This is a genomic window from Streptococcus toyakuensis, from assembly GCF_024346585.1.
In the GTDB taxonomy this organism is placed as follows: Bacteria; Bacillota; Bacilli; order Lactobacillales; family Streptococcaceae; genus Streptococcus; species Streptococcus toyakuensis.
The window spans coordinates 1,220,365-1,241,336 of sequence record NZ_AP024523.1; the positions used below are offsets into that span (position 1 = coordinate 1,220,365).

Genomic DNA, 20,972 nt, shown 5'->3' on the forward strand with positions numbered 1-20,972 from the left:
AATTCCCCTAATCCAAGGCCTTGACTTCCAGCATCATATCCCGAATCTGAGCTGCTAGTTCAAAGTCAAGCACTTCAACTGCTTCTTGCATTTGTTTTTCGAGTTTCTTAACAAGTTCTTTGCGCTCTTGTTTGTTTAGGCTATTGATATCGACTTCCTTGTCTTCTTCCTTAGCAACTGCCTTGGTCACGGCAATCAGGTCACGGATTTCTTTCTTGATTGTCTGAGGCACAATACCGTGTTCTTCATTATAAGCCATCTGGATTTTGCGACGGCGGGCAGTTTCATCGATAGCACGTTGCATAGACTGGGTAACCGTGTCCGCATACATGATAACATGACCTTCGCTATTACGTGCAGCACGTCCAATGGTCTGGATGAGTCCACGTTCGTTACGAAGAAAGCCTTCCTTGTCAGCATCGAGAATCGCTACAAGACTCACTTCAGGAACGTCAATTCCTTCACGAAGGAGGTTGATTCCGACCAAGACATCAAAGACACCCAAGCGCAGGTCACGGATAATCTCAGTCCGCTCCAATGTCTTGATATCCGAGTGCATGTACTTGACCTTGATACCCATTTCCTTGAAGTAGTCGGTCAAGTCCTCTGCCATCTTCTTGGTCAAGGTTGTGATAAAGGTACGCTCGTTCTTTTCAACACGGGCATTGATTTCACCCAAGAGGTCATCAATCTGCCCCATAGTTGGACGGACTTCCACCTCAGGATCCAAAAGCCCTGTCGGACGAATGATTTGCTCAATCACTGTCTCGGTCTGTTCATTTTCATAGTCACCAGGTGTCGCTGAAACGTAGACAATCTGATGTACATGACTTTCAAACTCTTCACGACGGAGAGGACGATTGTCCAGAGCAGACGGCAAACGGAAACCATAATTAACCAGCATTTCCTTACGCGAACGGTCTCCATTGTACATGCCTTTTATTTGTCCCATAGTCATGTGACTCTCGTCAATCATAATTAAAAAATCATCTGGGAAGAAGTCGAGAAGCGTATAAGGAGGCTCACCCTCACTCCGTCCATCCATGTGACGTGAATAGTTCTCAACCCCGTTGGTATAGCCCATCTCACGCAACATTTCGATATCATACTCTGTCCGCTGTTTCAAACGTTGAGCTTCTAGCAATTTGCCTTCCTTCTCAAAGACAGCTAGTTGCTCTTCTAATTCTGCTTGAATCTTTGCAATGGCAACTTCCATGTGGTCATCATTGGTCACAAAGTGAGTCGCAGGGAAAATCGCCAAATGATCCACTTCTCCCAATACCTGACCAGTCAAAGCTTCCACTTCACGAATACGGTCAATTTCGTCTCCAAAAAATTCTACTCGAAAAGCGTGTTCATCTCGGGAAGCTGGGAAAATCTCCACTACATCCCCACGCACACGAAATCTTCCCCGTTGGAAATCAATATCATTTCGCTCAAACTGGATGTCAACTAAGTCATTCAAGAGTTTATCACGAGAAATTTCAAGACCTGGACGGAGACTAACGACACTATCAGCGTATTCCTTGGGCGAACCCAAACCATAGATACAAGAGACTGAAGCCACGACAATAACATCATTGCGCTCCAAAAGGGCTGAAGTCGCTGAGTGTCGGAGCTTGTCAATCTCGTCATTGACAGAACTATCCTTCTCAATGTAGGTATCACTAGAAGGGACATAGGCCTCAGGTTGGTAATAATCATAGTAAGACACAAAGTACTCAACTGCATTTTCAGGGAAAAATTCCTTAAACTCCCCATAGAGCTGGCCTGCTAGAGTTTTATTGTGGGCAATAACCAGAGTTGGTTTATTGACTTTGGAAATGACCTGACTCATGGTATAGGTCTTCCCTGTTCCGGTCGCCCCCATCAGAATCTGAGCTTTTTCTCCCCCCTCGATATTATCAACCAACTGCTCGATAGCTTGGGGTTGATCTCCTGAAGGTTGATATTTTGATACTAGTTTAAATTGATTTTCTGTAATGCGGTTAATCATAAGAATCCTCTCTCCATGTGCTATTCCTATTTTAGCATACTTATAGCATTTTCACGAAGAAAAGGACGGACCGAAGTCACATCCTTTCATTTTCTTTCTTTAATTGATAAGCGAGATAAAGAATCAGCACAAACAAAATAATACTGGACACGATGGAACCCTCAATACCAAAAGACCCACCAGAAAGGCAGTCTTGATTGCCTTGTGGAGTAAATTTCATGATTGAGGTTCCTGAAGACTGACCACTAACTAATACTCCAAAGAGGTTTCCCTGTGCGAAATTCCAAGCTCCATGAATACCACCTATACCCCATATAGTATCTGTTTTAAGAAGATATAGGGACATGGCAACTCCGAATAAAAAGAGATCAATTGCAGATAAGAAAGTTATGCCTGGATTTCCTAAATGAAGTAAGGTAAAGAGACTACTAGATATGATAATAGCGACTTTAAGATTAGTTCTCTTAGCCAATTGTGGAATCAGCCAAGCACGAGTAACCAATTCTTCTGCCGTTCCTTGTAAAATCCAAAAAGGTATTGTAAATAAAGTAAAAGCTAGCGAATAAGTATCCAAGTGAATGGAGTCAAATTGATACTGCCCCAACACTACTAGTCCAGCCAAAGCAAGTATAAAGAGGGATAGACCAAGACCGTATCCTTTAAATAAGGCACTTAAAAAATTTTCTTTATAGAATCCCAAGGTTCGAATCGGTCTTTTCTCTACTTTTCTAGTCCATCTAAACACAGTTAAGATGATAAAACCAAAGGACAATAATTCAAATATTAAATGGATGTCACTTGTTTTATCAGATAAATTATGAAATAACACTTGAAGGAAATCTGCAATTCTTTGACCACCCATACCAAGATTGCCAAATAGCCCGATCAATGCTAAAAAACTAAGGCCAAAAAATAGAGAAGATATGAACTCAGATATATAGACGAAAAATAGAGCTAACAAGGGGCTTGTGTAAATGTTTAAACTCATTTTAGAAGTTTCAAAGTCTTTTAAGATTCTTTTGTCTTTCATAACTTTATCCTCTTTTACTATATGATATACCTTTATTATAGCACTTCTGTTGTGTGATTCAAGACAAAACAAGAATTATGGATGTTATATTTTCTAACACAGAAATATAAAAATTTGCCTTTTTTTACTTTTTCTGATATAATGGGAAAATATTCGGAAAAGGAGACTAAAAATGAAGAAAAAATTTCTAGCATTTTTGCTAATTTTATTCCCAATTTTCTCATTAGGTATTGCAAAAGCAGAGACGATTAAGATTGTGTCTGATACCGCCTATGCACCTTTTGAGTTTAAAGATTCAGATCAAACTTATAAAGGAATTGATGTTGACATTATTAACAAAGTCGCAGAGATTAAAGGATGGAATATTCAGATGTCCTATCCTGGATTTGATGCAGCGGTCAATGCGGTTCAAGCTGGTCAAGCTGACGCTATCATGGCAGGGATGACAAAGACGAAAGAACGTGAAAAAGTCTTCACCATGTCTGATACTTACTATGATACAAAAGTTGTCATTGCAACTACAAAGGCACACAAAATTAGCAAGTACGACCAATTAACTGGCAAAACTGTTGGTGTTAAAAACGGAACAGCCGCTCAACGTTTCCTAGAAACGATTAAAGATAAATACGGCTTTACTATTAAAACATTTGACACTAGTGATTTGATGAACAACAGCTTGAGTGCTGGTGCCATTGATGCTATGATGGATGACAAACCTGTTATCGAGTATGCTATTAACCAAGGTCAAGACCTTCATATTGAAATGGATGGGGAAGCTGTAGGAAGTTTTGCTTTCGGTGTGAAAAAAGGAAGCAAATACGAGCACCTGGTTACTGAATTTAACCAGGCATTGGCTGAAATGAAAAAAGATGGTAGTCTTGATAAAATCATCAAGAAATGGACTGCTTCATCATCTTCAGCAGTGCCAACCACAACTACTCTAGCAGGCTTAAAAGCTATTCCTGTTAAAGCTAAATATATCATTGCCAGCGATTCTTCTTTTGCACCTTTTGTTTTCCAAAATTCAAGCAACCAATACACTGGTATTGATATGGAATTGATTAAGGCAATCGCTAAAGACCAAGGTTTTGAAATTGAAATCATCAACCCTGGTTTTGATGCTGCTATCAGTGCTGTCCAAGCTGGTCAAGCAGATGGTATCATTGCTGGTATGTCTGTCACAGATGCTCGTAAGGCGACTTTTGATTTCTCAGAATCCTACTACACTGCCAATACTATCCTTGGTGTCAAAGAATCAAGTACCATTGCTTCTTATGAAGATTTGAAAGGAAAGACAGTTGGTGTTAAAAACGGAACCGCTTCTCAAACCTTCCTAACAGAAAATCAAAGCAAATACGGCTATAAAATCAAAACCTTCGCTGATGGTTCTTCAATGTATGACAGTTTAAATACTGGGGCCATTGATGCCGTTATGGATGATGAACCTGTTCTCAAATATTCTATCAGCCAGGGTCAAAAATTGAAAACTCCAATCGCTGGAACTCCAATCGGTGAAACAGCCTTTGCCGTTAAAAAAGGAGCAAATCCAGAATTGATTGAAATGTTCAACAACGGACTTGCAAACCTTAAAGCAAACGGTGAATTCCAAAAGATTCTTGACAAATACCTAGCTAGCGAATCTTCATCTGCTTCAACAAGCACTGTTGATGAGACAACTATCTGGGGCTTGCTTCAAAATAACTACAAACAACTCCTTAGCGGGCTTGGTATCACTCTTGCTCTAGCTCTTATCTCATTTGCTATTGCCATTGTCATTGGGATTATCTTCGGTATGTTTAGCGTTAGCCCCTACAAATCTCTTCGCGTAATCTCTGAGATTTTCGTAGACGTTATCCGTGGTATCCCATTGATGATTCTTGCAGCCTTCATCTTCTGGGGAATTCCAAACTTCATCGAGTCTATCACAGGCCAACAAAGCCCAATTAACGACTTTGTAGCTGGTACTATTGCCCTCTCACTCAATGCAGCTGCTTATATCGCTGAAATCGTTCGTGGTGGTATTCAGGCCGTTCCAGTTGGACAAATGGAAGCCAGCCGAAGCTTGGGTATCTCTTATGGAAAAACCATGCGTAAGATTATCTTGCCACAAGCAACTAAATTGATGTTGCCAAACTTTGTTAACCAATTCGTTATCGCTCTTAAAGATACAACTATCGTATCTGCTATCGGTTTGGTTGAACTCTTCCAAACTGGTAAGATTATCATCGCCCGTAACTACCAAAGTTTCAAGATGTATGCAATCCTTGCTATCTTCTATCTTGTAATTATCACGCTTTTGACTAGACTAGCGAAACGCTTAGAAAAGAGGATTCGTTAATGGCAAAACTAAAAATTGATGTAAATGATTTGCATAAGTATTATGGAAAAAACGAAGTTTTAAAAGGAATTACAACTAAATTCTATGAAGGAGATGTTGTCTGCATCATCGGTCCTTCTGGTTCTGGTAAATCCACTTTCCTCCGTAGCCTTAACCTTCTCGAGGAGGTAACGAGTGGCCACATCACAGTGAATGGTTATGATTTGACTGAAAAATCAACCAATGTCGACCATGTTCGCGAAAATGTAGGAATGGTCTTCCAACACTTCAACCTCTTCCCGCACATGTCCGTCCTAGAAAATATCACTTTTGCACCTATTGAACACAAACGGATGACCAAAGAAGAGGCTGAAAAATTGGGGATGGAGTTGCTTGAAAAGGTTGGACTAGCAGATAAAGCTAATGCCAACCCAGATAGCCTTTCAGGCGGTCAGAAACAGCGTGTAGCTATCGCTCGTGGACTTGCCATGAATCCTGATATCATGCTCTTTGATGAGCCAACTTCAGCCCTTGACCCTGAGATGGTCGGAGATGTACTGAATGTCATGAAGGAATTGGCGGAACAAGGTATGACCATGATTATCGTAACCCATGAGATGGGATTTGCTCGCCAGGTAGCCAACCGTGTTATCTTTACGGCTGATGGTGAATTCCTTGAAGACGGAACACCTGATCAAATCTTTGATAACCCTCAACACCCACGTCTGAAAGAGTTCTTAGACAAGGTCTTAAACGTCTAAACTTAAACTGTAAGGATTTCCTTGCAGTTTTTTTCTATCTCGTATTGGATTTTTTGATTTTTCGGAAAATTATGTTAGAATTAAGTTTATGAAATGAGATTTCCTCATACCTAGCAAGACTAGGAATAAAAATAGAAATTAGGTAGCTAGATGTCATCTAAGGTTATTGTTACAATTTTCGGTGCGAGTGGAGACCTGGCTAAACGCAAGCTCTACCCTTCCCTTTTTAGACTTTATAAATCCGGCAATCTTTCCAAGCACTTTGCAGTTATTGGAACTGCCCGTCGTCCTTGGAGCAAGGAATATTTTGAATCTGTTGTAGTCGAATCGATCCTTGATTTGGCAGATAGTACCGAACAGGCTCAAGAATTCGCTAGTCACTTCTACTATCAAAGTCATGATGTCAATGATACAGAACACTACATTGCTTTGCGTCAATTGCAGGCTGAACTAAATGACAAGTACCAAGCTGAACACAACAAGCTCTTCTTCTTGTCTATGGCACCTCAGTTCTTTGGAACTATCGCAAAACACCTCAAGTCTGAAAACATTGTGGATGGTAAAGGTTTTGAGCGCTTAATCGTTGAAAAACCATTTGGTACAGATTACGCAACTGCAAGCAAGTTGAATGACGAGCTCCTAGCAACATTTGACGAAGAACAAATTTTCCGTATTGATCATTATCTTGGTAAGGAAATGATCCAAAGTATCTTTGCAGTTCGCTTTGCCAACCTGATTTTCGAAAACGTTTGGAACAAGGAATTTATCGACAATGTTCAAATTACCTTTGCGGAGCGCTTGGGTGTAGAAGAACGTGGTGGCTACTATGACCAATCAGGTGCCCTCCGTGATATGGTACAGAACCATACACTCCAACTTCTTTCTCTCCTTGCTATGGACAAGCCAGCAAGCTTCACAAAAGACGAGATTCGTGCTGAGAAGATTAAAGTCTTTAAAAACCTCTATCATCCAACTGATGAAGAGCTTAAAGAACACTTTATCCGTGGTCAATACCGCTCTGGTAAGATTGATGGCATGAAATATATCTCTTATCGTAGCGAACCAAATGTAAATCCAGAATCAACAACTGAAACTTTTGCATCTGGTGCCTTCTTTGTAGACAGCGATCGATTCCGTGGTGTTCCTTTCTTCTTCCGTACTGGTAAACGTCTAACTGAAAAAGGAACTCATGTCAACATCGTCTTTAAACAAATGGATTCTATCTTTGGTGAGCCACTTGCTCCAAACATCTTGACCATCTATATCCAACCAACAGAAGGCTTCTCTCTTAGCCTAAATGGGAAGCAAGTAGGAGAAGAATTCAACTTGGCTCCCAACTCACTTGATTACCGTACAGATGCGACCGCAACTGGTGCTTCTCCAGAACCATACGAGAAATTGATTTATGATGTCTTAAATAACAACTCAACTAACTTTAGCCACTGGGATGAAGTTGGTGCGTCATGGAAATTGATTGACCGTATCGAAGAGCTCTGGGCTGAAAATGGTGCCCCACTTCATGACTATAAAGCTGGAAGCATGGGACCTCAAGCTAGCTTTGATCTACTTGAAAAATTCGGTGCCAAATGGACTTGGCAACCAGATATCGCCTATCGTCAAGATGGTCGTTTAGAATAACAAAAAATCCTGCAAGTTTGTACCTTGCAGGATTTTTACTTCTAATTAGATTAAGCCTTCCAAGAGACCCTTCATAAAGTTTTCTGAATTAAATTCTCCAATATCATCGATTTTTTCACCAAAACCAATCAATTTTACAGGAATATTGAGTTCTTCACGGATGGCTAGAACAACACCACCTCGAGCAGTTCCATCAATCTTAGTCAAGACAATTCCAGTTAATGGCGTGATTTTTGAAAATTCTTTGGCCTGTACCAGGGCATTTTGACCCGTTGATGCATCAAGAGCCAAGAAGGTTTCATGTGGTGCTTCTGGTACAACACGTTTGATGATACGACCAATCTTTTCCAGCTCAGCCATAAGGTTATCCTTATTTTGCAAACGACCAGCAGTATCAATCATAAGAATATCAATTCCTTCTGCTACAGCTCGTTCCATCCCATCAAAGACAACGCTAGCTGGATCAGCTTTTTCAGGCCCCGTCACAACAGGAACATCAACACGACGGCCCCATTCTGCTAGCTGGGCAACGGCTCCCGCACGGAAGGTATCTGCTGCTACTAGCATGACTTTTTTGCCAGCTTGCTTGTAACGATGAGCTAATTTCCCAATAGAAGTTGTCTTCCCAACACCGTTCACACCGACGAAGAGCATAACTGTCAAACCATCTTGGAAATGGATTTGTTCATCGTAGTTGCCATCCTTTTCGTAGAGTTCAACCAATTTCTCGATAATGACACGGCGAAGTGCATCAGGCTTCTTAGCGTTTTCGAGTTTAGCTTCATAGCGAAGCTCTTCTGTTAGGTTAGAAGCGACCTGCACACCGACGTCACTCATGATGAGCAATTCTTCCAATTCTTCGAAGAAGTCTTCATCGACAGAACGGAAGTTAGCAAAGAAGGCATTCAAGCGTGCTCCGAAGCCTGTACGAGTTTTCTTAAGACTGCGGTCATATTTTTCCTGAACAGTTTCTTCTACTTGAGACGTTTCTGGTTCAAGCACTTCAGAACTATTTTCTTCTACAGTCTCTAGGAGCTCAGTATTCTCTTCCTCTGTGACTTCTTCTGAGTTTAGCAATTCTTCGACTTTTTCTTGATGAACCTCTACATCTGGCTCTGAATCCAGACTTTCTTCAACTGTATCTTGATTTTCCTCTTCTTCGAGCAGACCTTCTTCAGAACTTTCAACTTCTGCCACTTCTTGAGAAACTTCCTCAGCTTCTGTATCTTCAGACAAATCAAGATTTTCCAGAGCTTCTTTTACAACTTCTTCGATTTTAGGTTCTTCTTTTTTTCCGAATAGACGGTCAAATAATCCCATATCTTAGTTCTCCTTTAGCACATATTCTTCGATAGCCCAGGCGACAGCCTCTTCATCATTGGTCATTGGCGTCACTACATTTGCGACTGCCTTGACTTCAGGAACAGCGTTTTGCATGGCAACACCGAGCCCTGCCCATTCAATCATAGAGAGGTCATTGGCCTCGTCACCACATGCCATGACTTGACTTTGGTTAATTCCAAGATGGCTGATCAGTTTTGCCAAACCTGTTGCTTTATGAACATTCTTTGGTGACCACTCTAGCAACATTTCACGTGACTTAAAGATTTCATATTGATCAAACAATTCTGGAGAAATCTCTTGAATGGCTGCATCCAAGGGTTCTTGAGCAAAGGCAGTCACGCATTTATTATAAGTCATTTGACTAGATAGGTCTTCAAAGTCAACTGGAACAAAAGTCAAAGCTGGATTGAATTTGGCATAAAGACTTTCTTGGTCAGATTGAATTTGATAAACAGTTCCTTCTGAGATGGCATCAAGAGGCAGTGATAATTTCTCTGTTTCCTCATACAAGCGTGCCACATCATCATATGAAAAGACTGTTTTATCAAGGATTTCACCTGTATTTTTCTGAACCAAACCACCATTAAAAGTAATCGTATACTCATCTTCCTGACCATCAGTCCCTAGCTCATGGAGAAAGAAATCCATAGCTTTTAAAGGGCGACCAGTTGTCAATACGACCTTAATACCACGATCACGCGCAGCTTTCAAGGTTGCCTTGGTGCGATCCATCAGCCTTTTATCAGTAGTCAGCAAGGTACCGTCCAAGTCCAATGCAATCAATTTTATATCTGCCATTATAAGCCCTCCATATAAGCTATAACCGACTGGTCCTTATGGTGACCAATCACTGTCTCTGCTAATTCTAAAATTTCAGGTCGTGCATTTTCAGGAGCTACAGGATGTCCCACAACCTGCATCATATGCAAGTCATTTAGATTGTCTCCAAAAGCCATAACCTGATCCATTGTGATACCAAGTTTTTTAGCTAATTCAACAATAGCCACACCCTTATCGACATAGTCCAGAACAATATCAATGGATTCAAAACCAGTTGTCATGGCCTTAACACCAGGAACGTTTTCATTGACCCAAGCTTCCCCAGCTTCTAGCGTTTCTTCTGTGAAGTTGGTTGTAAATTTGAAAATGTCATCTGTGATATCTTCCAAACTCGCTACTTTTTGGATATTTTCATTATAGTGCTGGCTCACTTTCAAATAGGTCTCATCAACCGTATCTAGAACATAAGCTCCCTTTTTTCCCGTCAAGAGCAGTTTATTGATATCTACATAAGGTGAAGTTTTCAGCATTTCAAAAGTTGATAGATAAAAGTCACGAGACATAGTCGCTTCATACAAGTCCTGACCTTGATATTCTACCAAACTGCCATTTTCCGCGATGAAAATAATGTCATCACGAACATCAGCAAATAATTTTTCTAGAGACAGAAATCCGCGCCCTGAAGCTACCGCAAAGTAAATCCCTTTTTCCTTGTAGGAAGCCAAAAGAGACTTGAGGCGGTTCATATCAAAGCGTCCATTCCCATCTAGGAAGGTTCCGTCCATATCCGTTGCTACTAGTTTAATCATAAAATCTTTCTTACTCCGATTAGTAAATCTACCTTCTATTATACCATAGATAGCTAGAAAAAGGACGAGTCTATCAGCTTTACCTATCTTTTATCCTTTCCTACTAGCTAGTACTGATTTCAACTTAAAAACTCTTAAAAAATTAAAATCGTGCAACTTTTTTCAGACAGTTTTAAAAGATTGATTTCCTTATATTTTTCCTTTATACTGGATAAAAAGGAGAATAATATGTCAGAAACAAATCACGAAATTGATTCAAATTTTGCAGGTCGTTTAAATATCCTGCGTGCGGGTGTGCTTGGTGCCAATGATGGGATTATTTCCATTGCTGGTGTGGTTATCGGGGTTGCTAGTGCCACGACCAATATCTGGATTATCTTTTTATCAGGCTTTGCAGCTATTTTGACAGGTGCCTTTTCAATGGCTGGTGGAGAATATGTATCCGTTTCAACTCAAAAAGATACCGAGGAAGCAGCCGTTGCGCGTGAGCAAGTCTTGCTAGACCAAGATATGGAACTAGCCAAAAAGTCCCTCTATGCTGCCTATATTCAAAATGGTGAGTGTGAAACATCAGCCCAACTTCTCACCAACAAAGCCTTTTTAAATAATCCGCTCAAGGCTTTGGTAGAGGAAAAATATGGGATTGAGTATGAAGTGTTTACCAATCCTTGGCATGCTGCTATCTCTAGCTTTATTTCTTTTTTCCTTGGTAGCTTACCACCAATGCTTTCAATTACCATTTTCCCAAGTGAATACCGCATCCCTGTTACTGTCCTTATCGTCGGTGTGGCCCTTCTTCTCACTGGTTACACTAGTGCCAAACTTGGAAAAGCCCCAACCAAAACAGCTATGATTCGAAACCTAGCTATTGGTCTCTTGACTATGGGAGTTACTTTCCTGCTCGGACAACTTTTCAGCATTTAATACTCTTCGAAAATCTCTTCAAACCACGTCAGCGTTGCCTTGCCGTAGATATGGTCGCTGACTTCGTCAGTCTTATCTACAACCTCAAAACTGTGTTTTGAGCAACCTGTGGCTAGCTTCCTAGTTTGCTCTTTGATTTTCATTGAGTATAAAATACAAGAAATACCTCGATTTTGAAGTCGAGGTATCTTTTTTACATTTGGACAATCTTGCGATAACTTCTTGAAGTAATCATGAAAATCAGCACATAGGCGATGAGGAAGATAGCGCAGATAGACAAGGTCACAGTCAACATCATATTCGTATCTATTACACCAATCACTTTTAAAATCAGACTAAGCATATGGTAGGCAAAGGCTAGATGTATGAAGGCAAAAAGCAAAGGAAGGAAGAAAACAGTTAAAACCTGTTTGTTAATAGTTTGCTTGATTTGCTTTTGATCTAAACCGACTTTCTGCAAGATAATAAAGCGCTCACGGTCTTCATAGCCTTCAGAAATTTGTTTGTAGTAGATGACCAGAACAGTTCCGACCATAAAGATAATGGATAGGAAAATACCGATAAAGAAGACACCACCAAAGAGGGCACTCATCTGAGAACTAGCATCTGCTAGATTGCTACCGTAAACATAGCTACCTTCCGTGTTTAATTGAGCATTAAACTGATTGAGGTATTTATCATATTCTTCAGCGACCTTGAGTTGTTCTTCTTCGTTGGCATTTACATTCATACCACCGTAAAACTGATTATAGATAGCCGAATCTGGGAATTGATCCAAAAAGGCTTGTAAATTAGGTACAACAAGGTAATTGTAATCAGCAGTCAAAATATTAAACTGATTTGGAACATGGTTTACAATGAAATCTTTAGTAAATTCTTCTTTGACAGAAAATTGATGATCATTTAGAGTTAGAGCTTTCTGTTCTTTAACTCCCTCATTCTTTGCAAAGAGTCCGACCTCATTTCCTGATAGAGACAATTTTTGGCCAGTCATATTTTCATAATCTTTTTGGTCAAATACCATGAAAACTGTTGTGGGTTGGACACGATTTTGTCCTTTTTCAAAAAGGGTTAACTTGCTACCTTCTTGGTTTGCAACACCAAAGTAAGCGTAACGAAGAACTTCTTTCTCTTTAATCTTATAACCTTTGTCACTTGCAAACTGGCTCAAGAGTTTGTCCAAGTCTTCTTTTTCAACATTTTGTCCTGAAACCCCAAAATCATGAGGATTTAGAACTTTTTTAAAGCTTTCTGAGGCATTGAAAATACTAGTCGCTGCTGACATGGTTACCAAAACCATTGTTGACAAAATAGCGATAGTTGCTAGTCCAACCGCATTTTTCTTCATACGGAAAATCAAGTTGGACACTGAGATAAGGTTATTGGGCTGGTAATAGTATTTCTTGTTTTTCTTTAAGATTTGAAGGAAAACTGTAATTCCTGCATTGAACAAAAGATAAGTACCAAAGATAACCAGCAAAACAGCTAAGAAGAAGATTGTTAGGGCTGTAAGAGGATCTTTTACAGTAAGCGCAAGATAATAACCAATACCTAAACTAATCGCACCAAGAATAGTTTGGAGAGGAAGGAAACGTCCTTTTTTCTCACCACTAGCTTTTTCACGAGAAAGCTGGAGGGCATTCATACGGGCGATTCGAAGGGCATTCAGGAACATGAGGCCTAGGAAAATCAATCCAAAGACAACAAGTACTGTAATGACAACTTTCATCTGGAAGGTGGCGACCAGTTCAACCTTCAATTTCATCAGTTTGAGCAAGAATGCAAAAATCAACTTGTCAAATAAGGCTCCAATACCGATACCTGCTCCAACAGTTAGAATTCCAAATAGCACTAACTCTTTAAAGGTCATACTGATTAGATGGCGCTTCTCCAAGCCCAACATGCCATAAATCCCTAGTTCCTTGGAACGGTTTTTCATAACAAAACTATTTGCATAAAGGACGATAATAGCTGACGCAAGGGTGACGACAAACATACCAAATCCAAGAGTAGCTTGAATGGTTGTCCCTCCACGGATTTCCGAAATCTTGGGATTGAAGGTTAGAGAGTAAAAGAGATAGGTGACGGTGACTGCCAAGAGAACAGCCAGCGCAAAAGGATAGTAGAGTTTGCGGTTTTTAATCAAGTTCGATACCGCTAACTTATTGGTTAATCGAAACATACTAATTCACCTCGCTTGCCATGACAGTCAAGGTATCAGAAATTTCTTGGAACATCTGACGTTCTGTCTTCTCTCCACGGTAGATTTGGTTGTAAAGAATGCCGTCTTTGATAAAGAGTACACGTTTAGCTCTGCTAGCTGCTGCTGTTGAGTGGGTTACCATGAGAATAGTTTGGCCACGCTCATTGATTTCATCAAAGACATCAAGTAAGGCTGCAGATGACTTGGAATCAAGGGCTCCTGTTGGCTCATCCGCAAGGAGAATTTCAGGTTCTGTGATGATGGCGCGGGCTACTGCTACACGCTGTTTCTGCCCACCTGAAATCTCGTAAGGATACTTCTCTTGCAATTGGTTGATACCAAGATTCTCAGCTGTCACCACCAATTTCTTCATCATCTCCGTAATGGGTCTTCTTGACAAGACAAGCGGAAGCAAGATATTATCCTTTACAGAGAGAGTATCTAGCAAGTTAAAGTCTTGGAAGACAAAGCCCAGCTTTTCACGACGGAAGCTAGAAGCCTGTGAATTTTTAATGGTTGCTGTATCAGTTCCATTCAGATAAACCTGACCACGAGTTGGTTTATCCAGCATAGCTAGGATATTGAGAAGAGTTGATTTACCAGAACCAGACTCACCCATGATGGCAACGTAGTCACCCTTTTCGACGGTAAAGTGAATATCCTTGAGAGCTTCTACTTGGTTGCCCTGAAAACGAGTTTTATAAATTTTTTGAACGTGTTTTACATCTAAAAGTGTCATGAGAATCTCCTTTCTTAATATCCCATCAAATGAAATGTTGCTTGCATCATAGCGCATCCCAGCTGAACGCGCTCGATATCTTTATGGCTTGGTTTTCTTGTTTTCTTCTGTAAAATTTGTTTCATGATGATACTCCTTTGTTCTTTATGAGTCTAGTTTACATCAAAAAAAGACCGCTTGCCATAACCTAACCTTACAAAAGAGACTTTAATCTTACATTTTTGTAAGATTGGAGGAAATGTAGATATTTTATTAAAAATATTTTACCATAAAAAGAAAGCAAGAAGAAAACCCTTGCGGATACAAGGGTTCAAAAATTTTAAAATAGATTAGTCGAATTCATAGACTAACAGTAAAATAACTGTTTCTACCTCACCAAAACCATCCATCATTTTCTTCAATAGCTTGGACTTCTTTGCGTTTCTTTTTCAGCATTTAATAGTTATTGACTGATTTAACTTAATAAAACTAATTTCAGATAGAAAAAAATTGTCTTTTATAATTATAAATATATTCGTACTTATAAAAGATATTCAATCCGACTATTATAAATATCCTACACAATTTACACCTATAACTCCTCTTCTTAGGAATATCGTATGAAGTTTCTCATGCTCAAATTGTTCATATTCAAATCGCTCGTATTCAAATTTCTCATATTCAAACGGTTCGTATTCAAACTTTTCATATTCAAAAACTTCAATTCCTATTTCTTTTAATACTTCTTCTGGCAACTCGTAATCTTGATCTACTAAACCAAATAGAGTAAATCCTGACTCAACACAAAATGATAGCACTGGATTGTATATTGAAGAGTAAATAACAGAGCCAGCTATTGATCCTACAAAACTACCTATCATGTATCCTAAAGGAACAACTTCATTAAGTTGAGAAAGAAATTTAGGTAACGGAATTTTGATATATGCTTTTCCTAATAATCCCATTGAAAATGCACAGGTTGTAATAAACATTTCTTTAATTAACTCGGTCACCATCTCACTTCTATTCATCTCGCCAGTAAATGCTTTATACGAGTTCTTCATCGAGTTCATTACTAGTACTGTCACTACACCTATTACTGATGGATTAGCTTTTTTAAGAGTCTTTCCAAATACCCCAGACAGACAACTTGCTGTAATTGCTGCTGAAACTGTACCTCTTACAAATCCTTCGCCTGCTCCTGTAAGTGCTGCAAAACCTATTTTTTTAAATTGTCTTTCACCGACATATCCATTCTTAATTAGATAAGCTATTGCATTCCATATTTCAGGTGCAACTTGCAAAACCATCGATATTGTTGCTGCAGTTAAGCCAGCCTTGTATGATTGTTTTAATATATGAGTGTATTTAATAAGCTCTTCAGTTGTTAAGTGTAAATCCTCAGAATTTACTCCACCCTCTTTAGCCAATTGCGCTAGATCGTGAGCTTCTTGTTTAGATAAAGGAATTGACTCATTTCCTTTATTATCTCTAACTCTATCACTCAGGTAATTTCGAGTATCCTCATACTTATTAAAACCTTTGGGGGAATTAATTGAATACTCTCGCCCTTTACTTTCTAATATTGCAATAATTTCCTCAAGTTGATCAGATGGAACAATTCTATGTTGTTCAAAATAGACTGTAGTATTCGGATCTATTTCTTTGTCCATACTTCTCTTTTCTAAATAGATGGGAAACTCATCTTTTATACCTTTAGGTTTATAATCATTATAGCAATCAATAATACTCTTTGACTGTTGTTTAGCAGTCGAAGTAGCATCTTTATAATATTTTAAACCAAACTTAGCATCGAAGTTTACTCCCGTAATATCAGCAGATCCAAAATCATGGCTACGATCAACTTGTACTCTGTTTTTTGAGGAATTAATAACTGCCTTAATATTAAAGGTTCCGCCGTGCCAAAATTCAGCAGCATCTCCCTTTAATGTTTCTACAAGTGAACCACTTGATTTAAGATTATTAATAGAGTTCATCAAATTATCTATCTCTGAATTTACAGTATCTATATACTGCTCTCCATCTACAATTCCTGCTAAATTACCAGCTCGCTTTTGAAAGAATTCATATCCCTCTCTAAAACCATCCATTCATCACCCCTCCAAGAACTCTGATAATCCATCCATGTATAATATTAAAGTCAAAGCTCGGAATTGTTGGTCAGTAATTTTTCTCTGATCATCTGTTGTTGTAATCCATTTTGTAGCTTCTGCAACCGCATTGACTGCATCCGCTGCAATAGCTGGCACAGGTCCCAAGAAAGATAATAATGTATTTCCAACATTCATCATAATATCAGGAATATCACCCATAACACCAACAGCTGCGTCTAGTGCTTGTTCATGAAGTGGTTTTTTAAACTCTATTAGTTCAAACTCAGTCTTGTAGTCACTACAGAGATTAATAAATTCATTGTAACTATCTGGGTTATCTATAGTACTTGAAACTAGCATCATACCACGCTTGCCTAACCATCCATATTTCATTCCAAGTTGGTCAAATTTTACAGTCATACTTGGTATTTCATCTTTACTAGCTTGATTTTCTCCTATAAACAAAACATGTTCATTAGACGATATTGTAGACATATTATCTAAATAATGCTTTTCTAACCAAACACTTACTTTAATTGCACCATCTTTAGTTCCTATAATTACGTCTTCTTCATCGTCATTAGCACTTACAAGTTGGCGTAAGTAATTAGCATATCCAACTGTACTCTCATCACATACAATAATTAACTTTGTTATATTTAGTTCGAACATAAAAAACTCCACATTTTATGAATATTATTTTTCGATTATGATTCCATTTAGTAACTCTCTTTATAGATTCTTGAAAAATTTTTCACTATAATAATCAAAATCGTTTTATACGCTTATTATACCATTTAGCCATAGATTCTGACAAGATGAAAAAAGCCTTGTATTATATAATACAAAGCTTATTTTCTTATTTACCTTACCAAAACCAGCCTTCAGTGTCATCAATAGCTTGGGCTTCTTTGCGTTTGCGTGGGCCTGTTCCGTACATTTCTGCTTCGATTTCTTCCTTGGTTGGCATGACAGAAGCTAGGATGATATAGATAATCACGCCAAGTCCAAAGTTTGCGACTGTAAAAATAGCAAATAGAAAACGAACAAGGGTAACATCAAAGTTCCACTTGTCTGACAGACCTGCCAGAACTCCTGAAATCATGCGATTTCGTCTCATTTTATAAAATTTACTGTTCATGATTTTTCCTCTTTCTGCTAGATTAGACATAGTATATCACGGGTAGGCTCGGCTTTCATCAGTCCTCAGGCTGATTTATTAGTAGCAATTTACCTCGACAAAGTCCACAGCGATAGCGTTTGGTATCAATCCTTCGCTTGCGCTGATACCTTTGCTGGCAGGATTGGCAACGATAAAGCTTGATTTGTTTGGTGTTACTATTGGGCAAGGATGGTACAAACCTTAATCCATCCACTGCTTTCAAAAGTTCCTTAAAATCCCTATCCTTGTGTTGATAGCCCTTCCCTTGAAAATAGAGGTGATAATGACAGAGTTCATGTCGGACAATTTTCCTAAAAACATCCAGACCGAGTTCCTGATAAACCTTGGGATTAAAATCCAAATGCCCATCTTTTGGGAAAAATCGTCCACCTGTCGAACGTAGACGACTATTCCACTGGGCATGATGGATAAAAGGTCTGCCGAAGTCTGCTAGTGAGACCTGCTTAACGTAATCAGTCAGTTTCATTTGGAGCTAGGAGCGACAGATTGACTTTTTCACGTTCAGTATCTATTTTCTTAACCCAAACTGTTACCAAATCTCCGACTGACACCACTTGGCTGGGATGTTTGATAAATTTGCGACTCATGTGGGAAATATGAATCAAACCGTCCTCGTGAATTCCAATGTCAACGAAGGCACCAAAGTCAACTACATTACGCACCACACCCTCTAGCTTCTGACCAACCACTAAATCCTTGATATCTAGGACATCTTGGCGAAGCACAGGTGCGTCAAAGGAATCACGGAAATCTCGACCTGGTTTGAGAAGATCTGCAATGATATCTTTAAGAGTTTCTGGACCAAGGTCTAGCTCTTGCGCCATTTCCTTGACTGAAAGCGACTTGAGTTTGCTTTGTGCTTCTTCATTCAAGTCCTTGATATCCAAGCGTTTGAAGAACTCCTTAACCGCAGAGTAGTTTTCTGGGTGAACTCCTGTATTATCAAGGATATTGCTACTTTCAGGGATACGTAGGAAACCAGCAGCCTGCTCAAAGGCCTTGGCTCCCAGACGAGGAACTTTCTTGATTTGAGATCGTGAAGTGATTTTTCCTTCCTCCTCACGGTATTTGACGATATTTTCAGAGATGGTTTTATTGAGTCCAGCTACGTGTGAAAGAAGAGCTGGGCTGGCCGTATTGACATTGACACCGACTTGGTTCACCACGGTATCCACGACAAAGTCCAGACTCTCAGACAGTTTCTTCTGACTGACATCATGCTGGTACTGACCAACGCCGATTGACTTAGGATCGATTTTAACCAACTCTGCAAGAGAATCTTGCAAACGACGGGCGATAGAAATGGCAGAGCGTTTTTCAACGGTCAAGTCTGGAAATTCTTGACGAGCAAGTTCGCTGGCAGAATAGACCGAAGCACCACTTTCATTGACGATAACATAGCTGACTTCTGGAAAATCTTTCAGAACTTCCGCTACAAAGGCTTCACTTTCACGACTAGCAGTACCATTTCCGATGGCAATAATTTCCACCCCGTACTGACCAATCAAGTCTGCCAAATCTTTCTTGGCTACTTCGATTTGACGAGCTGATGCTGGTTTAACGGGATAAATGACCTGAGTTGTCAGCATTTTTCCTGTAGCATCAACGACAGCTAGCTTGGCACCTGTACGAAAGGCAGGGTCAAATCCAAGAACCACGCGCCCTTTTAGAGGAGCAACCAAGAGGAGATTACGCAGGTTGTCCGAAAAGAGTTGGATAGCTCCTTCTTCCGCTTTCTCAGTCAATTCTGTCCGAATGCGACGCTCGATAGCAGGCAAGACTTTTTTCTTAACAGATTGCTGAACCACTTCATCAATATAGGCATTTTTCACCTTGAAACGAGCAGCAAAGAAGGCAAGAATACGGTCTGTCGCATGTTCAAAACCGACCTTCAAGACACCTAGCTTCTCCCCACGATTGAGAGCCAAGGTACGATAACCCTGCATATTTCCAACCGTCTCTGAAAAATCATAATAAATCTGAAAAACCTGCTTTTCATCGAGACTTTCATCCTTAACTTGAGAAGTGAGTTTAGAGTGTCTCAGCACTTCCTGATAAGTCATAGCACGTAAATTGACATCCTCCGATAAGGCTTCGACCAAGATATCAACTGCACCAGCTAAGGCTTCCTTGCCAGTCGCAAATCCTTCACAGACGAACTTTTCAGCTTCCTTCTCTAAGTCAGTTACATTCTGCAAAATCAAGCGAGCAAGAGGAAAGAGTCCAGCTTCACGGGCAATGGTTGCCTTAGTCCGACGTTTTTCTTTAAAAGGTAGATAGAGTTCTTCTACGTCTGCTAATTTTTCGGCAGCTAAGATTGCCTCTTCCAACTCCTTGGTCAACTTGCCTTGTTCTTGAATCTTAGCTAAAACAGCTTCCTTACGGTCGTTGAGATTTGTCAGACTTTTATCCAAGTCGATAATAGCCTTAATCGCCACCTCATCCAGACTACCAGTCATGTCCTTGCGATAACGCGCGATAAAGGGAATAGTTGCCCCTTCAGCTGTTAAAGACAAGACAGTATCAATTTGTTTTAAGGTCACACCCAAATCTTGGGAAATTTTTAAATATTTTTTATCCATAAACCTATTATACCATAAGCTAAACGTTTCAAATTACCTCTTACAATTTTAAAACATAAGTTGGGAAATAAATTTACTTCATTTCAATATTCTATTCATTGAGAAGGTTTCAATTTAGAATTCTACTAGATTACAAAAGGATTAGTGATTAAATTTTCACTGTTTTTATTTTTGACAATAATGCGCCACTATTCTCCCTCTCTATTCTTCAAGAAAACCCTTTTTTGAACAATAGGATTGTAATTTCTGTTTCTAATCGTCCAAAATGCGTGTTTTTGAGAAATAAAAAAATCGCAAGCCTGAGCCTGCGGAGGGGATAATCTTTTTTGAAATTTTTAAACAAAAAGGAGCATTTAAGCTCCCTCCTTTGAAATAACGGACACTTGGCTGGTCGGTGTACCCAGCATCTCAGATACCTTTTTCAAGGTGCGGCAGGAACCTTTCTGCCCTCAAATGTCTTTCGTTAATGTTATTCTAGCACTATCTACTTTTTTTGTCAAGTTTTCTCAATCTACCAGACTTAATCAGGATTTATAAAGCTCTATTATTCGTTAGATACTCAATTTTAACTTT

The 20,972-nt window shown here is 39.4% G+C and carries 17 protein-coding genes; 4 read left to right on the plus strand and 13 right to left on the minus strand.

Annotation, left to right across the window (positions count from 1 at the left end):
* Window positions 1-7 precede the first annotated feature (7 nt).
* Together uvrB and STYK_RS06335 are read right to left on the minus strand one after the other, a co-directional pair.
* The gene (gene uvrB, locus STYK_RS06330) at window positions 8-1,996 is read right to left on the minus strand and encodes an excinuclease ABC subunit UvrB (protein WP_261804731.1); all 1,989 of its coding nucleotides are present in this window, start codon (window positions 1,994-1,996) and stop codon (window positions 8-10) included.
* A gap of 76 nt (window positions 1,997-2,072) precedes the next feature.
* The gene (locus STYK_RS06335) at window positions 2,073-3,026 is read right to left on the minus strand and encodes a CPBP family intramembrane glutamic endopeptidase (protein ID WP_261804732.1); all 954 of its coding nucleotides are present in this window, start codon (window positions 3,024-3,026) and stop codon (window positions 2,073-2,075) included.
* Between the two features lie 172 nt (window positions 3,027-3,198).
* On the opposite strand from STYK_RS06335, the gene STYK_RS06340 reads away from it, so the two are divergent.
* The 3 genes from STYK_RS06340 to zwf all read left to right on the plus strand — a co-directional run bounded on the left by STYK_RS06340 (window position 3,199) and on the right by zwf (window position 7,742).
* Window positions 3,199-5,364, plus strand: a complete 2,166-nt coding sequence (locus tag STYK_RS06340; RefSeq protein ID WP_261804733.1) for an ABC transporter substrate-binding protein/permease — start codon at window positions 3,199-3,201, stop codon at window positions 5,362-5,364.
* Window positions 5,364-6,104, plus strand: coding sequence for an amino acid ABC transporter ATP-binding protein (locus tag STYK_RS06345; RefSeq protein WP_001096337.1), 741 nt, complete (start codon window positions 5,364-5,366; stop codon window positions 6,102-6,104). The genes STYK_RS06340 and STYK_RS06345 overlap by 1 nt, the downstream gene beginning before the upstream one ends.
* Window positions 6,105-6,254: 150 nt before the next feature.
* Window positions 6,255-7,742, plus strand: a complete 1,488-nt coding sequence (zwf, locus tag STYK_RS06350; RefSeq protein ID WP_084930122.1) for a glucose-6-phosphate dehydrogenase — start codon at window positions 6,255-6,257, stop codon at window positions 7,740-7,742.
* A 45-nt stretch (window positions 7,743-7,787) separates the two neighbouring features.
* Here the strand turns inward: zwf and ftsY are convergent, their stop codons facing one another.
* Genes ftsY through STYK_RS06365 form a run of 3 tightly spaced genes read right to left on the minus strand, consistent with a single transcriptional unit; the run spans window position 7,788 to window position 10,675 of the window.
* The gene (gene ftsY, locus STYK_RS06355; protein WP_084924296.1) at window positions 7,788-9,062 is read right to left on the minus strand and encodes a signal recognition particle-docking protein FtsY; all 1,275 of its coding nucleotides are present in this window, start codon (window positions 9,060-9,062) and stop codon (window positions 7,788-7,790) included.
* 3 nt (window positions 9,063-9,065) lie between these two features.
* The gene (locus STYK_RS06360; protein WP_084924294.1) at window positions 9,066-9,884 is read right to left on the minus strand and encodes a Cof-type HAD-IIB family hydrolase; all 819 of its coding nucleotides are present in this window, start codon (window positions 9,882-9,884) and stop codon (window positions 9,066-9,068) included.
* Window positions 9,884-10,675: a Cof-type HAD-IIB family hydrolase gene (locus tag STYK_RS06365; protein WP_084924293.1), complete on the minus strand. Its 792-nt coding sequence runs from the start codon at window positions 10,673-10,675 to the stop codon at window positions 9,884-9,886. Before STYK_RS06365 ends, STYK_RS06360 begins: the two co-directional genes overlap by 1 nt.
* A 228-nt stretch (window positions 10,676-10,903) precedes the next feature.
* On the opposite strand from STYK_RS06365, the gene STYK_RS06370 reads away from it, so the two are divergent.
* Window positions 10,904-11,599, plus strand: coding sequence for a VIT1/CCC1 transporter family protein (locus tag STYK_RS06370; RefSeq protein ID WP_261804734.1), 696 nt, complete (start codon window positions 10,904-10,906; stop codon window positions 11,597-11,599).
* On the opposite strand, the gene STYK_RS06375 is transcribed toward STYK_RS06370, so the two are convergent.
* The 8 genes from STYK_RS06375 to STYK_RS06410 all read right to left on the minus strand — a co-directional run bounded on the left by STYK_RS06375 (window position 11,596) and on the right by STYK_RS06410 (window position 20,399).
* Window positions 11,596-11,742: a hypothetical protein gene (locus tag STYK_RS06375; RefSeq protein ID WP_084924289.1), complete on the minus strand. Its 147-nt coding sequence runs from the start codon at window positions 11,740-11,742 to the stop codon at window positions 11,596-11,598. The genes STYK_RS06370 and STYK_RS06375 overlap by 4 nt on opposite strands.
* A gap of 50 nt (window positions 11,743-11,792) precedes the next feature.
* Window positions 11,793-13,781, minus strand: coding sequence for an ABC transporter permease (locus tag STYK_RS06380; RefSeq protein ID WP_084924288.1), 1,989 nt, complete (start codon window positions 13,779-13,781; stop codon window positions 11,793-11,795).
* A 1-nt stretch (window position 13,782) separates the two neighbouring features.
* Window positions 13,783-14,541 (minus strand): ABC transporter ATP-binding protein, encoded by a 759-nt coding sequence (locus STYK_RS06385; protein ID WP_000173372.1) that lies wholly within the window; start codon window positions 14,539-14,541, stop codon window positions 13,783-13,785.
* Window positions 14,542-15,086: 545 nt separating this feature from the next.
* Complete coding sequence (locus STYK_RS06390) at window positions 15,087-16,631, minus strand: hypothetical protein (RefSeq protein WP_261804735.1); 1,545 nt, start codon at window positions 16,629-16,631, stop codon at window positions 15,087-15,089.
* A gap of 3 nt (window positions 16,632-16,634) precedes the next feature.
* The gene (locus STYK_RS06395) at window positions 16,635-17,306 is read right to left on the minus strand and encodes a hypothetical protein (RefSeq protein WP_084924284.1); all 672 of its coding nucleotides are present in this window, start codon (window positions 17,304-17,306) and stop codon (window positions 16,635-16,637) included.
* 196 nt (window positions 17,307-17,502) lie between these two features.
* Window positions 17,503-17,775 carry a PspC domain-containing protein gene (locus tag STYK_RS06400; RefSeq protein ID WP_084924283.1) on the minus strand — a complete coding sequence of 91 codons (273 nt, stop codon included), beginning with the start codon at window positions 17,773-17,775 and terminating at the stop codon, window positions 17,503-17,505.
* Window positions 17,776-17,833: 58 nt separating this feature from the next.
* Window positions 17,834-18,283: a SprT family protein gene (locus STYK_RS06405; RefSeq protein WP_084924281.1), complete on the minus strand. Its 450-nt coding sequence runs from the start codon at window positions 18,281-18,283 to the stop codon at window positions 17,834-17,836.
* Window positions 18,270-20,399: a Tex family protein gene (locus STYK_RS06410; protein WP_084924280.1), complete on the minus strand. Its 2,130-nt coding sequence runs from the start codon at window positions 20,397-20,399 to the stop codon at window positions 18,270-18,272. Before STYK_RS06410 ends, STYK_RS06405 begins: the two co-directional genes overlap by 14 nt.
* Window positions 20,400-20,972: the final 573 nt, after the last annotated feature.

What these genes read in the sequence shown, in the direction of transcription:
- STYK_RS06370 (WP_261804734.1), top strand. Translation starts at nt 10,904, where the DNA reads ATGTCAGAAACAAATCACGAAATTGATTCAAATTTTGCAGGTCGTTTA.
- STYK_RS06400 (WP_084924283.1), bottom strand. Translation starts at nt 17,775, where the DNA reads ATGAACAGTAAATTTTATAAAATGAGACGAAATCGCATGATTTCAGGA.
- STYK_RS06335 (WP_261804732.1), bottom strand. Translation starts at nt 3,026, where the DNA reads ATGAAAGACAAAAGAATCTTAAAAGACTTTGAAACTTCTAAAATGAGT.
- STYK_RS06340 (WP_261804733.1), top strand. Translation starts at nt 3,199, where the DNA reads ATGAAGAAAAAATTTCTAGCATTTTTGCTAATTTTATTCCCAATTTTC.
- STYK_RS06365 (WP_084924293.1), bottom strand. Translation starts at nt 10,675, where the DNA reads ATGATTAAACTAGTAGCAACGGATATGGACGGAACCTTCCTAGATGGG.
- uvrB (WP_261804731.1), bottom strand. Translation starts at nt 1,996, where the DNA reads ATGATTAACCGCATTACAGAAAATCAATTTAAACTAGTATCAAAATAT.
- STYK_RS06375 (WP_084924289.1), bottom strand. Translation starts at nt 11,742, where the DNA reads ATGAAAATCAAAGAGCAAACTAGGAAGCTAGCCACAGGTTGCTCAAAA.
- STYK_RS06380 (WP_084924288.1), bottom strand. Translation starts at nt 13,781, where the DNA reads ATGTTTCGATTAACCAATAAGTTAGCGGTATCGAACTTGATTAAAAAC.
- STYK_RS06395 (WP_084924284.1), bottom strand. Translation starts at nt 17,306, where the DNA reads ATGTTCGAACTAAATATAACAAAGTTAATTATTGTATGTGATGAGAGT.
- zwf (WP_084930122.1), top strand. Translation starts at nt 6,255, where the DNA reads ATGTCATCTAAGGTTATTGTTACAATTTTCGGTGCGAGTGGAGACCTG.
- STYK_RS06390 (WP_261804735.1), bottom strand. Translation starts at nt 16,631, where the DNA reads ATGGATGGTTTTAGAGAGGGATATGAATTCTTTCAAAAGCGAGCTGGT.
- STYK_RS06385 (WP_000173372.1), bottom strand. Translation starts at nt 14,541, where the DNA reads ATGACACTTTTAGATGTAAAACACGTTCAAAAAATTTATAAAACTCGT.
- ftsY (WP_084924296.1), bottom strand. Translation starts at nt 9,062, where the DNA reads ATGGGATTATTTGACCGTCTATTCGGAAAAAAAGAAGAACCTAAAATC.
- STYK_RS06345 (WP_001096337.1), top strand. Translation starts at nt 5,364, where the DNA reads ATGGCAAAACTAAAAATTGATGTAAATGATTTGCATAAGTATTATGGA.
- STYK_RS06405 (WP_084924281.1), bottom strand. Translation starts at nt 18,283, where the DNA reads ATGAAACTGACTGATTACGTTAAGCAGGTCTCACTAGCAGACTTCGGC.
- STYK_RS06410 (WP_084924280.1), bottom strand. Translation starts at nt 20,399, where the DNA reads ATGGATAAAAAATATTTAAAAATTTCCCAAGATTTGGGTGTGACCTTA.
- STYK_RS06360 (WP_084924294.1), bottom strand. Translation starts at nt 9,884, where the DNA reads ATGGCAGATATAAAATTGATTGCATTGGACTTGGACGGTACCTTGCTG.